Origin of the sequence: Pseudoalteromonas haloplanktis ATCC 14393, assembly GCF_000238355.1 — a bacterium.
GTDB classification, from domain to species: Bacteria; Pseudomonadota; Gammaproteobacteria; order Enterobacterales; family Alteromonadaceae; genus Pseudoalteromonas; species Pseudoalteromonas haloplanktis.
On sequence record NZ_AHCA01000002.1, the window covers coordinates 463,125 to 477,798 of the forward strand.

The following is a 14,674-nucleotide window of genomic DNA, read 5'->3' on the forward strand; positions in this document are numbered from 1 at the left end:
ATACATTTACTCCGTTAATGGTTTAAACAGTAGTGCATTTCAATTAATTGGTGCTCGCCCACCACTTCGACATCTTTAACGTAATGAAAACCAAAGTGTTGGTAATAATCGCGTAAATAAGCGTGGGCATGAATTTCAATCACAGTAAGGCCAATCTTTGTTGCATGTGATAACAGCGCATTGATAACCCGCTTTGCCACCCCCGCTCCACGGTATTGTTTTAACACCGCAATTCTGGCCATAACAGCACACGACTTATCACGTTGGAGTAATCGTGCTGTTGCAACTAAAGAGCCGGCATCAGTCACTACAACATGAACTGCTTCAGTATCTAAGCCATCTAAATCTAATTGCTGTGGAATATTTTGTTCGACCACAAATACCTGATGACGTATAGCATGCGCTTGGGCAATTAATTCAGGGCTATTGCCTAACGTCACTTCCATTTATTTCCGCCTCTTAGATAACCCATTAAACACCCTATTTTAAGCTGCCTAATAACTCAGCTATTTCAGCTTTCAGCGCTTTATCAGGAATTTTATTTGCGCTAACTTGCGCAGCTTGTAAACTGGCAATCGCAGCTTCGGTTTGCCCAAGTTCGACATGCATAGTTGCCATAGCGTAACCTATAGACGACATATAATCTTTTGCATTAATAGCTGTTGCTTTGGCTAACGCTTTTTCATAGATCAACAAGGCATCTGCAAATTCATCGGTAAAATCAGCCAGTGTTTCCCACTGAACAGGATGATCTTTCTCAGTATTTTCATGTTCGATACACAGTGCTTTTAACTGCTCGTAAAGTGAATCAAAGCTCGCTTGCTGTTGCTGTTGCGCTGCATTCATTAGCTCTCCTGCGAGCTCCAACACTGATTTATACAGTTTTGTATTCATCATTTTATCATTACCTTTTGTTATAAATTACAGTTCAATAAATAGAGGGTTCTGAATTTAGCAATCTATTTAAGGCCAATAACTGGTTATTCTAATACACTCTACGCTGAAATGATTCACCCTAAGCGTCTTTAATAGAAACAACACAGACAAGCACAGTTGCTTTTGTAGACAGTATTTAAAATCCGAGGTAAGTTAATATACTGAACTGGTATTATTTGACTGTAGTAAACCTTATGCTCCCGACTACACACCAGTGTATCCCTCAGCTAGTGCTCACTAAAACCAATAAATAAAAACAATACGATAAAACCTAAGGTCGCCCCCGTCACAAATAGCAGGCCGCTTCTTGCCCCAAAGCGAGCGCTGCAACTTAGTGAAAGTAGGTTTACTGGCCCTGGCGTAATAGAGGCTGCTAAGGCAAATAATGCCATTGAGATGATCACAGAAAAAGTCATAAATGTACTTAAGTAATTAATTTACAGAGGAGTATTCATTTTCATCGGTGTGCCGTATTGAACAAAATTGACCTCATGTAATAATAATCGGCTGGTTTATCTGCCTTGAGCAACAATTACTGTATAGTGAGCACACAAACTTGTAGAAATGTTCATTATGAAAGAATGTAATCAGTGTGGTAAATGCTGTATTAAATACGGCGATGGCGATCTCAGTGCGACACAAGAGGAAATAGATCTGTGGGAAATTTTTAATCCGGATATTTTCGCATTTATTAAAAATAAGCAAATATGGCACGACCCACACACTGGGGAAAAACTAAGCCGATGCCCTTTTCTTGAACTTACCCCCAAAGCAACCCCCCATGAAGCAAATAAATACACCTGCAGTATTTACTTAGATAGACCAGAAGATTGTCGTCACTACCCTAGCCTGATCAGCGAAATGCTAAGGGACGAATGTGAAATGATCGAAATCATTGATTTAGAGAACTACAAAAAAGCACAAGCCAAGTTAGATTTAATAATGCAAGACAGCCGTCCTGCTGGTTATTGATTATTAACACTTTACTGCGCTTATTAGACTAAAGGTTTAGAGCCAATTGATTAGCCAGCAATTGCGCTATCAAACAGTCTCTTTCAACTTTTGACGCTAAAAACACACTTAAAACCATGATTTAAAACAACAATAATAATTCTCTCTCGACAGTTTTTAACTTAACACATACATCATTTGCAGCACTATGCTCGACCTTTGCCTAATCGTAATTCTTACGCGGCTACTTTACTGTGACAGTTCAATATATAGCATTTAAATCATCTCAATGAGTTGCTTTAAAAGCTGCTTTTTTATTTTGAGTAAGCAACTTATGTTGCAGGAGAAGTAATGACAACAACGCAAAAAGATGACTCTTCATCCCAAGCTGAGCAGGTAAGCGATACTCAAACCGTTTCCGATAGCTATAAAAATCTTCATAAACCCAGTTCTGAGTTTGCCAGTCGAGATGACTACCTTGAGCATGAACTGCAAATTATGCAGCCCAAGCGCTGGCGTCCTAATTTGCCTTTTCGCGACTACCGTTTCGAATTTGAAGACACAATCCCCGCGATGGCAGGTACCATAGGCAAAGTTGTAATGGTAGGTGCAATTGCCGCCACATTTGCAGCACCGCTTGGCTTAAGTGATGCCTTTGTGTTAGAAAACGTGCGCTATGAGCTGCTCATAGTGGCTATTTTTATCATCTTATTTTCTGGCTTTATTTTGCCCACTGCAAACTTAGCAGGAACGCACGGGCCATTGATCCCACTCATTCCTATTGTGGTCGCAGCGGGCGGTCACCCTATGGCATTCGGGCTGCTCATTGGCGCATTAGGATTGCTACTTGCCATCAGTAAAGGAGGTAGTTTACTCGCACGGCTCACTAGTAAAGGGGTATGCGGCGGGTTATTACTGTATTTGGGTTTTATTGGCACCGTATCACAGGTGAAAAAACTGTTTGCATGGGCAGAAGAAATTCAAATGACCCACATTGCTTTCATTGTTATTTTGGCCACTATATTACTGTATGCGTTACTCGAACATTTTAAAAAACGTTGGCTAGCTGTACCACTGAGTTGCTTGATTGGGGGCTTAACAGCTTTTGCTTTAGGCGCGCCGTTTGAATTTAAAACCGCGCCAGGTTTACCCAATATGAACCCAATGTATTGGTGGGGTGAAAACACCGGTTGGATGTTAGGTTTACCCACCCTTGAAAGCTTTGTGGTGGTATTACCGTTTGCAATACTTGCGGTAGCCATGTGGTCACCAGACTTTTTAGGGCACCAAGTGTTCCAAAAGATCAGCTACCCAAAACGTACTGAAAAAGTGCAAATGAATATCGACGATACGATGCTCAGTGCCTCGGTCAGACAAACGTTTGGTTCTATTTTAGGTGGCTCTAATTTCACCTCATCTTGGGGGACCTATATTGTGCCAGCTGCAATTGCTAAGCGCCCTATTCCAGCTGGTGCAATTTTAACTGCATTATTTTGTGTGATTGCTGGGGTATGGGGTTATCCAATGGATCTCGCGATTTGGCAGCCAGTATTGTGTGTGGCGTTAATTGTGGGGGTTTTTATCCCGTTATTGGAAGCTGGCATGGAAATGACTCGCGAAGGTAAAACCACGCAATCAGCTGCCATCGTGGTCTTTGCATCTACATTAGTAAATCCCGCGTTTGGCTGGTCGCTAACCATGTTGCTCGATAACTTAGGTTTGATTGGTTGTAAAGAGCGCAGCTCAGAACTTACTCATATGAGCCGCTGGATCATTCCACTGATCATGTTTGTGTTACTTACCAGCGTAATGGCCATGGTCGGCATGCTACCAGGTATTCCAGCCTTATTAGAAAACTTTAGGCATTAATACAAATAATATAAAAAGGGGAAACGTGTAAATACGCTTCCCTTTTTTATAATTATTTTAGGTACAACTATTTATTACTGATCGCTTAAGGCCATCGCTGCTAATTTCATGGTACTTGTAAATGATTCTGCCCCTGCGATAAACAAGCCATTATGGCAAAACATTGCATCATCAATACCCGTTTCAGTTTGAAACTCTTTATCGGATAAACCCGCCCATGCTTTTGGCAATGATTTTCGATCTTCGAATGAGCCAGGCTCCACTGGGACTGTTTGCAAAATCCATTTACCTGAGTGCGATGGATAAACCATATACAGCGCTTGTTGCGATAACGCATGCACTGTTTTTTTCCAAGGTGTATATTGCTCTAACACAATAACGCGAGGATCGTCTGCGTTTTCAATCGCTTTTGCAACAATTGCTTTGGCATTGATACTGCCACTGGCCGAGGCTATAAAGCGCGATAAAATACGCATTGCAAACTCAACCGCTTCATCAAAACAACGATCAAACTCACTTTCCTCTTGCCACGTTGGATTAAACATAGAAATAGTTTGGCTTAGACTGATCCCTTGCGACACACCTTCAACATGACCACAATCAATGGCATCAATAGTCGATACTAAAGAGGAATCAACAGCTTTAACGATATTTTCATCGCCATGGCACAGTTGTAAGCCATATTTTTGCCAAATTAAACCGAATGACGAGTATGGAATACCGTTTTCACGTTCACCTGCGCCACCACGCTGATGATGATCGAAGCGCCCTGTTTCTGGATCATATTCACCTCCCACATCAATCACTATATCAGCGTGTGCTATCAACTGCGCATCACGCGTACGTACGAGCTTAAAGTCAGGAAAAACATGCCTTAGTACTGCGATACTAAACACATCATCTGCATGAAAATTACCATTGTGGGTTACTACTGTTAAATCATTCATTATTTAGTGTCATTTTTAGAAAAGGGAAAAGAAGACGGTGTAATTTAAACAGATCCATTTAAGCACTTTGAGCAAGTTAAAATTACAAGCACAGCAGTATACGCTATCTGCACTGCGGCCACAAAGTAACGTACTATTTTTACAAATAAGTGAATAACAATAAGAACTAGATTATGTTATTACCTTGCTCCGGATCACGTGAGCTATCGGCCTGCTCTCGAATTTCATCAGCATCACTGCTCACATCATCAATATCAGTGTGCTTGTGAGCGGTTATCTTGGCTTTTTTCTCTGGAACTGCAGGCTGTGGCGGTTGCTTTTGTGGCTGCTCACTCGTTGGTGTATTTAAAATAATTCGCTCTCGAGCATCATCAGGCATGCTAATACCGTGCTCAATAAAGCTGTTAACCATCTCTCGCATTAACTGTGATGCCACTTTAACTGTGCTGTGTTGCTCACTGTTAACCCAAAAGTATATGGTTAAGTTGATAGTGGCAGAGCCCAGTTCATCAAGTAACACTTGCGGGGCTGGATCGTTTAGCACCGCCTCTTGTTGATTCATTAGGCTAACAGCAAATTGTTGAGTTGCGCGTATGTCGTTGTCATAGCCTATACCTAACTTAAAATGGCCACGCATTTTGGGATTTGCAGTCAGATTTTTAATCACATTTTTATACACTGTCGCATTAGGAATTTGAATGTGGTTGCCATCAAAATCAACTAAGGTAGTCGCACGTGCAGTAACTTTTTTAACCACGCCTAAACGACCATCAACTTCAATCACATCATCTATACGAAAAGGCCGCTGTACGCTCAACAGCATACTTGATATAAAATTCTCAGCAATATCTCTAAATGCAAAACCTAAGATCAGACCCACTAAGCCAGTACCACTCATCACCGCCACGGCAAACTCACTTAAGCCTGCTAGCCGTAAAAACAGATAAACACCAAACAAAATAATCACAATGCTGATGAAGCGACGAGTGACAACATGCAGTAGCCGGCTTTCACTCACATAACTGATGGGCTTAACAAATAAATAAGACAGCGGCCTCGCAAGTAAATAACACACGACTATCGCGACAACACCCAAGGTAAGCGCAGGTAACATTTGCCAAGCGCTTTGTAAAAAATGCGCGATCTGTACATTGATTGCTTGCCAAGATACAGGATCGATAGCAACGGGTTCGGCAGTAACCTTAAGTGAAGGTAAAAAAATAAATAATTGATTTTTAATAACATTAATGATTTCCATATGCATACCTAAGTGTTGTGCGGCTAAAAGTATTAACACTAATATTGAATGAATATAGCAAATAAAGCGCCAATTTAAGCTGGCAAGCACTTTGCACTAATCTCTAACGTCTAACGTCTAACGTCTAATGATCTTAATAAATAACGTTTAATAAATAGTGACTAAAAAATCTAAGCAAGGAAAGAATATGACACAGAAACAGCGCGGCTTTACAGCCGATAAGCCAACAGATATTCCATTGCTTGGCTGGTGGGATATCTGCAAACGGGTTTATCACAGTATGTCGCAAGATAACTTATCGTTTGTTGCCGCAGGCGTCGCTTTTTATGCATTATTGGCTATTTTCCCTGCTCTGGCTGCCTGTGTCTCCGTGTATGCTTATTTCACTTCGACTGCGGATATCAGTGAACATATTAGTAAATTTATTACCCTATTACCGCCAAGCAGCCGCGAAATTCTTATGCAGCAAGTATCAGAGGTCACTCAACAATCACAAAAAGTGCTAAGTATTAGTGCAATAGGTACGCTGTTACTAACAGTTTGGAGTAGCAGTAAAGGCTGCCAAGCGTTGATCACTGCTTGCAACATTACCTACCATGAACATAACAAAAGGCAGTTCTTCAAAGCACTATTAATCCGTTTTCTATTTTCTCTTGGCGCTATCTTTGTTGCAGTGGTCGCATTGTTGATCATTGGTATTTTACCTATTGTGCTCAATATTGTTGGCCTAAAAGACAGTATTGATACAGTAATCAAGCTACTCACTTGGCCATTACTGGCTGCAACCTTTCATTTCGCATTGGCGTTCGTATATCGTTATGCCCCCCATAGAAAACCCGCCAAATGGCGCTGGGTTACAACAGGATCAATCATAGCAACAGGACTTTGGATAATTGCATCACTCGGATTTTCATATTATGTATCGCAATTTGCTTCATACAATGAGACATATGGTTCGCTTGGTGGTGTAGTGATCATGTTGATGTGGCTGTATATCAGCGCTTATATTATTATTTTCGGCGCAGCCATCAATGCCAGTACTGAACAACAAACCATGCTTGATAGCACTATTGGCCCTGATCGTGAGTCTGGCCAACGTGGTGCCTTTGTAGCCGATCACTTAACCAAACAACAGCACGAACATTCTTCTAAAGCGAATGAATAGTGCTATTTTTACCCATGGTTGTTTAATTTTAATATGTTTAAATGGGCATATACACAATTCGGAGCAAAGCAATGAAAGTAATTAAACAACTCAATAGTCATGCCACCCAAGATGGTGATGGCGTAAGCATCAGCCGAATTCCAGGGTTTGACGGTAAACATTTAGATCCTTTTTTAATGATCGACGAATTAAAATCCGACGACCACAGTGATTTTATGGGGGGCTTTCCGGCGCATCCACATAGAGGGATCGAAACCTTTACTTATATTATTAAAGGTGGCTTTGAACACCAAGATCAAATGGGCAACAAAAAAGCTATTCGCGCCGGTGATGTGCAATGGATGAGTACCGGCTTTGGCGTTATTCACAGCGAAATGCCGCTTGCTGACGCGATAGAAGGCATGCATGGTTTTCAAATTTGGCTCAATATGCCAAGCACTGAAAAACTCAGAGCACCGAAATATCAAGATACTACCGAGCACCCTGCACCTGTGCATAAAAATGCTCAAGGTGTTGAACTAAAAGCACTGGCTGGCAGTTGGCAGTTTAACCAGCGCACTCAGGTTTCTAGCTTACAGGAGCTGGCTGCCAATGGCATGTTAGCGGATGTTACTGTGCCTGGCGGCGCTGAATTTACTCACCCACCGCTTACTCAAACCAAGGTGATGATTTATATTCACAGCGGCTCAATCAACACTGAGCAAGGTGGCCCTGTAATGGCGGGGAGTTTACTGATTTTAGAGCCTGGCAGTGATATTAAATTTAATTCTCAAACCGGCGCAGGGGTGCTTATTTTAGCCGGTGATCCACTTAATGAACCGATTGCCCACATGGGCCCGTTTGTAATGAATACGCAAGCACAACTCAAAGAAGCAATCAGTGATTATCAAAGCGGTAAATTTGGTAGCTTTTAAAATATGATAAGGAGTCAATAATGGGATTACTAGTCAAGGGTAACTGGCAAGACAAGTGGTACGACACCGACAAAAGCGATGGTGAGTTCAAACGTGAATCTGCGCAATTACGCAACTGGGTAACCAAAGATGGCAGCGCAGGCGCAACGGGAGAAGCTGGTTTTAAAGCTGAAAAAAGCCGATATCACTTGTATGTGTCATTAGCCTGCCCGTGGGCGCATCGCACCTTAATTTTTAGAAAGTTAAAAGGCCTTGAAGACTATATTGACGTGTCTGTAGTCAGCCCAGATATGCTCGATAACGGTTGGACATTTGATAAAAATAATCACAGCACAGGGGATGCGTTATTTGATAAGCAATTTATGCATCAAATTTACACGCAAAATAAAGCGGATTATTCTGGACGAGTTACCATACCGGTACTTTGGGATAAGCAGCAAAATAAAATTGTGAGCAATGAATCCGCAGAAATCATTCGCATGTTTAATAGCGCGTTTAATCATTTAACAGGCAATGAACTCGACTTTTACCCCGCTCACTTGCAGCCTCAAATTGATGAAATAAATGAGCTGGTATACAACAACATTAACAATGGCGTATACCGTACCGGCTTTGCAACCACGCAAAAAGCCTATGAAGAGGCATTTAATGACTTGTTCAGCGCGCTGGATAAAATAGAAAGTATTTTACTCAAGCAGCGTTACTTAGTGGCTGACACATTAACTGAAGCAGATTGGCGACTGTTTACCACCTTGATCCGCTTTGATAGCGTGTATGTTGGGCATTTTAAATGTAACCTGCGTACCATCGAAAGTTACCCTGCACTCAGTGAATATTTGCGTGAGCTTTATCAAGTCGCAGGAGTAAAAGAAACGGTTGATTTTTATCATATTAAACGGCACTACTATTTTAGCCACACCATGATAAACCCCACCCAAGTGGTGCCAAAAGGTCCCAATATAGATTTTTCGCGTCAACATAAGCGCGGCTAACTTAACCCATAAAATTAACCCCTGTAAAATGGCAGGGGTTAATCAAACGTGTTGTTTTTAAAACAACTCACCATTGTATTTCATTGATAATAAAGCCAAAATAACTTTGCTCTCCGACCAGGTTTACTCTTTTGTTCTTGAGCGTTAATAATTCGGCTTTATCTAAATACCATCGTACTGAATATGTTTCTTCATTTGCTAAATTAGCAAACCTGAGCTTTACACAATGCGCCTCATAGTCACTACTACATGTTGTTGCCTCTACTAATAAATATTCTTGCGACCAATACTCTGCTAAACGGTACTGTGCCCACAACTGTATTGGGATATTAATAAACGTCCAAAAATAGAAGTAAATAAATACTGGCGAAAAAAGCAGCGTAAAATACTTAACTAAGCGCCCCTGAGCAATAAAATGCGCATCTAGGCTTTTTTTCACTTCAGAAAAGTTTTTAAAACGACTAAAAAAGTAACCAAGCGTCAGCACTGTAAGCGAGGGCAAAACCCACTTAAGAATAAAATTATAATTAGCGTTAGGAATAAATGCGGGATCAACACTTTCATACCAGATAAAAAAACCTAAGGGCAAAAAACAGGTGAGCAATAGTATTAAAATAATCCAAAAAGGCTGAGGCTTTGCCATAGAAATTTAAAATCCTTATAAATTATAACCTGATGTGGTGTAAATAGTGTTTAATATACAATCTGGTGCAGTGTAATTTGAGTAAAACTTACCTCATTCAAACCATTAAAGCTAAATTCTCTATAAAAGGTTTATTTTCTTCATCGATGATTTGAACGATCTCTTTGTGTAAGCGTTTTTTATGCTCGGCAAAAATAGCGCGCTTTTTATCGAACGTCGCGGCAAACGCCATTGCATCGGTAAATAAGCTGTGATGATCTGCTGAGGCTTTTTCAATAACATGATCGGTTGCAAGTTCAGTCCCTGTAACGCGTCGACCGGTTAACTTCATTTCATTAAAACGGTAATAAGGAATGGCTTTTTTTACAAAGGCGATCATACCCGGTAAAAATGGAATTGATAAATCCACTTCAGGAAAGCAAAAGAAACCACGATCGCCGCGCATAAATCTAAAGTCACACGCGCACGCTAAAATAGCGCCATTACCAAACGCATGGCCATTAATCGCTGCTATTACTGGCATAGGAAACAGTAATAAGGTTTTAAATACATCGTCCATGTCATACATAAAAGTGCGTATTTCATCGGCTTTTTTAGCTTTCATCGCAGGTACCAACCACTCGGTATCAATGCCTAAGCTCCAGCATTTTTCATCACTTGAGGTGATCACTAAGGCTTTATGGTGTTGATCTGCAACAACCTCTACCAGTGTTTGCTTTAATTGCTTTGCAAACTGTGGGTTATGGCGATTCTCACCGTTTGTGAGGGTTAACACAGCAACTGTATCATGAGTGGTTAATGTCATCATCGTCAAACGCCCGCCTATAATTATCGATTATCACGTTACTGCCATAGTTACAACGCAGTAAACACAGTAATACATAATGCCATGCTTAATATAGATGTTGTAGCTTCGTTTTTTAATTATTCCCCACTCGGTCTTTTTCGCAATAACGACCCAAAACGTGTTATAACAAAGGCGCTTATTAAATAGAGTGTAGTGCAACCAATGGGGAAAATGTGAACAAAACCGCAATTGTTATTGGCGCAACAGGCTTAGTCGGCAGTCAATTAGTTAAGCAGCTTGTAGAGCATGTACATATCAGCCAAGTCATTACGCTCACTCGCCGCCCAGCCCCATGCAAAAATAAAAAAGTAACGAACCATGTGGTTGACTTTGACCATTTAGCCCAGCACGCACTATTATTTAAAGGCGATGTATTATTTTCATGTTTGGGCACCACAAAAAAAACCGCGGGCTCTATTACTGCGCAGCGTAAGGTTGATTTTGACTACCAATTTCAAGTTGCTGAACTCGCGGTAAATATGGGTGTTACGCATTACTTATTGGTGTCATCCAGTGGTGCAAATGCACACAGTAGTAACGCATATTTGAAAATGAAAGGTGAGCTTGAAAATGCAGTGAAGAAACTACCGTTCAAACGCATCAGCATTATTCAACCTTCTTTGTTACTTGGCCAACGCGATGGTGATTTTCGTATCGGTGAAAAAATAGGGAGTGTACTTTTACCCGTTTTGTCTATGCTGCCAGGACTTAAAAAGTTTAAGCCGATTACGGGCGAACAAGTCGCTGTAAAGATGTGTAACGTATGCACACAAGAAGGTGTGGGGGTTGAATATTTCACATTAAATGAGTTGTTTGAGAGTTAAACTGACACACGCGTATTTAAATACAAAACTTAGCGTAAAAAATCGATAAAAAAGCCAGCAAACGCTGGCTTTTAAATAATACGATTTACTTACCAAACTCGGTTGGTGCCGGTGGCACAACCAACGGTTTTTTCGGATTTGCTTTAAGCTCTTTTAACAGCTCTTCAACGGCACGTTCAACCGACGGATCTTGCCCCGCTTGAATAAGCTCTGGACGGTCTATCACTTCGATATCTGGGCTTACACCTTCGTTTTCGATGATCCAGTTACCGTCGTTGTCAAGTATTCTAAAGGTGGCAGCAATCACTGAGCCACCATCAACTAAGCTTGGATTACCAGAGATACCAATTAAGCCACCCCAAGTACGGGTACCAATGAGTTTACCTAAGCCCGCTTGGCGGAAATAATACGGCAATGCGTCACCACCTGAACTTGAATAACCATTGATCAGCATGGCTTTTGGTCCATCATGGGCAAACTGCGGAGTTTTAGTCGGTTCAACACCACGACGCTTCCAATAGTTAAGCGGCTTACGCGCAAGCCAAGTGATCATGTGCTCAGGAATAAACCCACCGCCGTTGTAACGATCATCAATGATCATTGCTTCTTTTGTTGTTTGCGGTAAAAAGTTTTTAAACAATGCACGGTTACCTTCGTAATGGGTATTAGGTAAGTGAACATACCCTATGCGCCCATCAGAAAGCTTATCTACATACTCAGCACGGCTTTGCGTCCACTGTAAGTAACGTAAACCAGTTTCACTGGCAATCGGTTTAACAGACACTTTCCAGCTGCTTTTAACACTTGGCGACTTACTCAGTAATAACTCAACCGGTTTGCCTTGGGTGTTTTCAAGTAACTCATAAAAGTTAACGACGTCTTTTACTGAGCGACCATTCACCGCAATAATATAGTCGCCTACGCTTGCGTTAACGCCCGTTTCGTTTAGTGGTGAACGGAAGTTTTCGTGCCAGTTCTCACCTTTAAAGATGTTCTCAATTTTTACATAACCAGATTTATGCGCGCTAATTTCAGCACCAAGTAAACCATGTTGCAAACGTTCAGAACGCGGCATATCACCAGAATTTACATAGATATGTCCTGAGTTAATCTCACCGGCGATTTCACTTAACACGTAATCGAGATCAGCGCGATGTGCGATTGCATCCGCCATCGGCTGATAACGTTTTAAAATCGCATCCCAATCTTGACCATGATGATTTTCGTCATAAAACCAATCACGCAGAGTACGCCAGCCTTCACGGTACATTTGTGCCCACTCGGTTTGCGGGTCAATTTTTAGCATCATGTCATTAAGGTTCAGTTGCGTGGCTTTTAAATCTTGTTTTGCAGCAGGCTTAATAACACTGTAGTTATCGCCAGCACGGGCAATGATATGCTCGCTATTGGCTGATACTTTATAGCGACTAACACCACCAGCAACAGTGACTATCTCACCATCCACAGCACTGGGGATAAGCTTGAGTTCACCACCTGATAAAGTTAATACCCCACCTTTAACACCGCTTAATGCACCGTAGTTGCCAGCGGGTGCATTGAGGGCCACCGCACGCTGCATAAAACCTTTGCTATCAATACGATTGCTTGGCGCTTTAGACGAGGTATCATCGTCATCTTCCTTATTATCAACAATGCTGATTTCATCGGTCAAAGGGCTATTTAGCGGTTTGATTTTATTGTTTACCGCCACCGCGTAAATTCGCGTGGCATTATTAAACATATAGTCAAACTCATAACTACTAAACGTTAAATTAAAATCACGCTCAGAGGTAAAATACAATTGTTGACCATCTGGCGAAAACGTTGGATTTCTCTCACTGCTCATATCGTCAGTCAAACGCGTTAAATCTTTTTCTTTGATATTGTAATGCCAAAGTGACGCATAACGGTTTTCGTTGTTTTTAACAAACACAATATCTTCACTATTTGGTGACCAAATATACGTGATTAAGCCATCTTCTTCATACTTTGCGGTATCAATTTTATGTTGCTTGCCCGTTTTTATATCAAGCCACCAAAGCGTATGGTTTTGATCAGCAAACAAGAGCTTTTTATTATCCGGCGACCAAACTGGGTCAAAACGCCAAATAGTGCCATTACTCGTTAGCTGTTTAACCTGATTATTATTTGCGCGGTCTTGTAAGTAAATCTCGTATTCACCGCTTTCATCACTCATATAGGCAACATAACGGCCATTCGGTGACCACGATGCTGCAATTTCTCGCCCTTTTGGCGTGTAACTGAGATTACGGGTTGGGCCATGTTTAACAGGCACTGAAAACAACTCACCACGAGCACTAAATAACACGCGTTTACCATCGTGGGATATATCCATTGAATCAATAAAACCAGCTACATTTTTGCTGTATGGCATAGTGTATTCACGGTTACCCTGCACATTGATAGTCAGTTTTTGTGTCTGTCCAGAGGCGTCATCAAAGCGATATAAATAACCACCATTTTCATAGACGACAGCATCAGGCCCAGCTGATGGCCAAAGTACATCAAACTCACTGTGATTAGTGACTTTTACAGGCGCTTTGCCGTCTTGGTGCTTATATAAGTTTAGGGTATAGTCTTTATCAGAAACATAGTAAATGTTGTCATGCACCCAGATCGGTTGCTGCTCAGTTGCAGGATCATTGGTTAGTTGTTTTGACGTATTATTTTCTAAGTTATAAATCCATACGTCTTGCGCGCGACCACCGCGGCTGCGTTTCCAAGTACGAAACTCGCGATCAATGGGGGTATATAAATACTGTTTGCCATCAGGCGATAACATGCCGCCACCGGTTTCAGGGATTGCTAATGGCTGCTCCAACCCGCCATCAACTGGTACCATATAAGGGCGGCCAACGCGTTTACCATAGGGCGTACGATTAGCTCTAAATACAATATGCTTGCCGTCAGGCGTCCAATCAAGCACACGATAATCGAATCCACCACGTGGTGGCATCACCCCCACATCATTATAATAAGTTAACTGTTTCAACTGAGAGCCGTCACGGTTCATCACATACACTTGGCGGCTGCCATTATATTGCGCTGAAAAAGCTATTTTATTGCCATCAGGGGAAAACTTAGGAAAGGTTTCAAAACCAATATGATCAGTTAAGCGTGTGCTTTCGCCCGTTTTTATATTAGCGATGTAAATATCACCTGCATAAACAAAGGTGACTGATTCTTTATGAATATCCGGGAAACGCAATAAGCGCGTATCGTGCGTTTCATAGGCGAGCGCAACTGATGAGATTGCAGGCGTAACTGCAACAGCGAGTGCCGTTAGTAAAGTACGTAATTTCAACGA

Annotated in this window: 14 protein-coding genes; 6 read left to right on the forward strand and 8 right to left on the reverse strand. The window is 41.5% G+C overall.

Features of this window, described 5'->3' with window-relative positions; translation table 11 throughout:
- Nucleotides 1–14: 14 nt before the first annotated feature.
- The 3 genes from PHAL_RS0106195 to PHAL_RS0106205 all read right to left on the reverse strand — a co-directional run bounded on the left by PHAL_RS0106195 (nt 15) and on the right by PHAL_RS0106205 (nt 1,352).
- Nucleotides 15–446, reverse strand: a complete 432-nt coding sequence (locus PHAL_RS0106195; protein WP_016707558.1) for a GNAT family N-acetyltransferase — start codon at nt 444–446, stop codon at nt 15–17.
- 34 nt (nt 447–480) lie between these two features.
- Nucleotides 481–897 carry a hypothetical protein gene (locus PHAL_RS0106200; RefSeq protein ID WP_016707559.1) on the reverse strand — a complete coding sequence of 139 codons (417 nt, stop codon included), beginning with the start codon at nt 895–897 and terminating at the stop codon, nt 481–483.
- Between the two features lie 266 nt (nt 898–1,163).
- Nucleotides 1,164–1,352: a hypothetical protein gene (locus tag PHAL_RS0106205; RefSeq protein WP_016707560.1), complete on the reverse strand. Its 189-nt coding sequence runs from the start codon at nt 1,350–1,352 to the stop codon at nt 1,164–1,166.
- Between the two features lie 157 nt (nt 1,353–1,509).
- On the opposite strand from PHAL_RS0106205, the gene PHAL_RS0106210 reads away from it, so the two are divergent.
- A complete protein-coding gene (locus PHAL_RS0106210; RefSeq protein ID WP_029216053.1) occupies nt 1,510–1,908 on the forward strand; it encodes a YkgJ family cysteine cluster protein in 399 nt (132 codons plus the stop codon).
- A gap of 330 nt (nt 1,909–2,238) precedes the next feature.
- Nucleotides 2,239–3,756, forward strand: coding sequence for a DUF3360 family protein (locus tag PHAL_RS0106215; protein ID WP_016707562.1), 1,518 nt, complete (start codon nt 2,239–2,241; stop codon nt 3,754–3,756).
- A gap of 74 nt (nt 3,757–3,830) precedes the next feature.
- Here the strand turns inward: PHAL_RS0106215 and PHAL_RS0106220 are convergent, their stop codons facing one another.
- Nucleotides 3,831–4,703 (reverse strand): MYG1 family protein, encoded by an 873-nt coding sequence (locus PHAL_RS0106220; protein WP_016707563.1) that lies wholly within the window; start codon nt 4,701–4,703, stop codon nt 3,831–3,833.
- A 166-nt stretch (nt 4,704–4,869) separates the two neighbouring features.
- On the reverse strand, nt 4,870–5,961 hold the full coding sequence (locus tag PHAL_RS0106225; protein ID WP_029216054.1) for a mechanosensitive ion channel family protein: 1,092 nt from the start codon (nt 5,959–5,961) through the stop codon (nt 4,870–4,872).
- Nucleotides 5,962–6,148: 187 nt separating this feature from the next.
- Here PHAL_RS0106225 and PHAL_RS0106230 point away from each other — a divergent pair, with 187 nt between their 5' ends.
- The 3 genes from PHAL_RS0106230 (at nt 6,149) to PHAL_RS0106240 (ending at nt 9,032) form a co-directional block, all read left to right on the forward strand.
- Nucleotides 6,149–7,126: a YihY/virulence factor BrkB family protein gene (locus PHAL_RS0106230; RefSeq protein ID WP_016707565.1), complete on the forward strand. Its 978-nt coding sequence runs from the start codon at nt 6,149–6,151 to the stop codon at nt 7,124–7,126.
- A gap of 71 nt (nt 7,127–7,197) precedes the next feature.
- Nucleotides 7,198–8,040, forward strand: a complete 843-nt coding sequence (locus PHAL_RS0106235; RefSeq protein WP_016707566.1) for a pirin family protein — start codon at nt 7,198–7,200, stop codon at nt 8,038–8,040.
- Nucleotides 8,041–8,060: 20 nt separating this feature from the next.
- Nucleotides 8,061–9,032 carry a glutathione S-transferase family protein gene (locus tag PHAL_RS0106240; RefSeq protein ID WP_016707567.1) on the forward strand — a complete coding sequence of 324 codons (972 nt, stop codon included), beginning with the start codon at nt 8,061–8,063 and terminating at the stop codon, nt 9,030–9,032.
- A 67-nt stretch (nt 9,033–9,099) separates the two neighbouring features.
- On the opposite strand, the gene PHAL_RS0106245 is transcribed toward PHAL_RS0106240, so the two are convergent.
- Nucleotides 9,100–9,675, reverse strand: coding sequence for a hypothetical protein (locus tag PHAL_RS0106245; protein ID WP_016707568.1), 576 nt, complete (start codon nt 9,673–9,675; stop codon nt 9,100–9,102).
- Between the two features lie 97 nt (nt 9,676–9,772).
- Nucleotides 9,773–10,483, reverse strand: coding sequence for an enoyl-CoA hydratase/isomerase family protein (locus tag PHAL_RS0106250; protein ID WP_016707569.1), 711 nt, complete (start codon nt 10,481–10,483; stop codon nt 9,773–9,775).
- A gap of 212 nt (nt 10,484–10,695) precedes the next feature.
- Between PHAL_RS0106250 and PHAL_RS0106255 the strand changes: the two genes are divergently transcribed.
- Complete coding sequence (locus PHAL_RS0106255) at nt 10,696–11,346, forward strand: NAD(P)H-binding protein (protein WP_016707570.1); 651 nt, start codon at nt 10,696–10,698, stop codon at nt 11,344–11,346.
- Nucleotides 11,347–11,431: 85 nt separating this feature from the next.
- Here PHAL_RS0106255 and PHAL_RS0106260 read toward each other — a convergent pair whose 3' ends face one another.
- Nucleotides 11,432–14,671 carry a S41 family peptidase gene (locus tag PHAL_RS0106260; RefSeq protein WP_016707571.1) on the reverse strand — a complete coding sequence of 1,080 codons (3,240 nt, stop codon included), beginning with the start codon at nt 14,669–14,671 and terminating at the stop codon, nt 11,432–11,434.
- Nucleotides 14,672–14,674 lie beyond the last annotated feature (3 nt).

What these genes read in the sequence shown, in the direction of transcription:
- PHAL_RS0106215 (WP_016707562.1), top strand. Translation starts at nt 2,239, where the DNA reads ATGACAACAACGCAAAAAGATGACTCTTCATCCCAAGCTGAGCAGGTA.
- PHAL_RS0106200 (WP_016707559.1), bottom strand. Translation starts at nt 897, where the DNA reads ATGATGAATACAAAACTGTATAAATCAGTGTTGGAGCTCGCAGGAGAG.
- PHAL_RS0106230 (WP_016707565.1), top strand. Translation starts at nt 6,149, where the DNA reads ATGACACAGAAACAGCGCGGCTTTACAGCCGATAAGCCAACAGATATT.
- PHAL_RS0106205 (WP_016707560.1), bottom strand. Translation starts at nt 1,352, where the DNA reads ATGACTTTTTCTGTGATCATCTCAATGGCATTATTTGCCTTAGCAGCC.
- PHAL_RS0106250 (WP_016707569.1), bottom strand. Translation starts at nt 10,483, where the DNA reads ATGATGACATTAACCACTCATGATACAGTTGCTGTGTTAACCCTCACA.
- PHAL_RS0106210 (WP_029216053.1), top strand. Translation starts at nt 1,510, where the DNA reads ATGAAAGAATGTAATCAGTGTGGTAAATGCTGTATTAAATACGGCGAT.
- PHAL_RS0106245 (WP_016707568.1), bottom strand. Translation starts at nt 9,675, where the DNA reads ATGGCAAAGCCTCAGCCTTTTTGGATTATTTTAATACTATTGCTCACC.
- PHAL_RS0106225 (WP_029216054.1), bottom strand. Translation starts at nt 5,961, where the DNA reads ATGGAAATCATTAATGTTATTAAAAATCAATTATTTATTTTTTTACCT.
- PHAL_RS0106195 (WP_016707558.1), bottom strand. Translation starts at nt 446, where the DNA reads ATGGAAGTGACGTTAGGCAATAGCCCTGAATTAATTGCCCAAGCGCAT.
- PHAL_RS0106235 (WP_016707566.1), top strand. Translation starts at nt 7,198, where the DNA reads ATGAAAGTAATTAAACAACTCAATAGTCATGCCACCCAAGATGGTGAT.
- PHAL_RS0106240 (WP_016707567.1), top strand. Translation starts at nt 8,061, where the DNA reads ATGGGATTACTAGTCAAGGGTAACTGGCAAGACAAGTGGTACGACACC.
- PHAL_RS0106220 (WP_016707563.1), bottom strand. Translation starts at nt 4,703, where the DNA reads ATGAATGATTTAACAGTAGTAACCCACAATGGTAATTTTCATGCAGAT.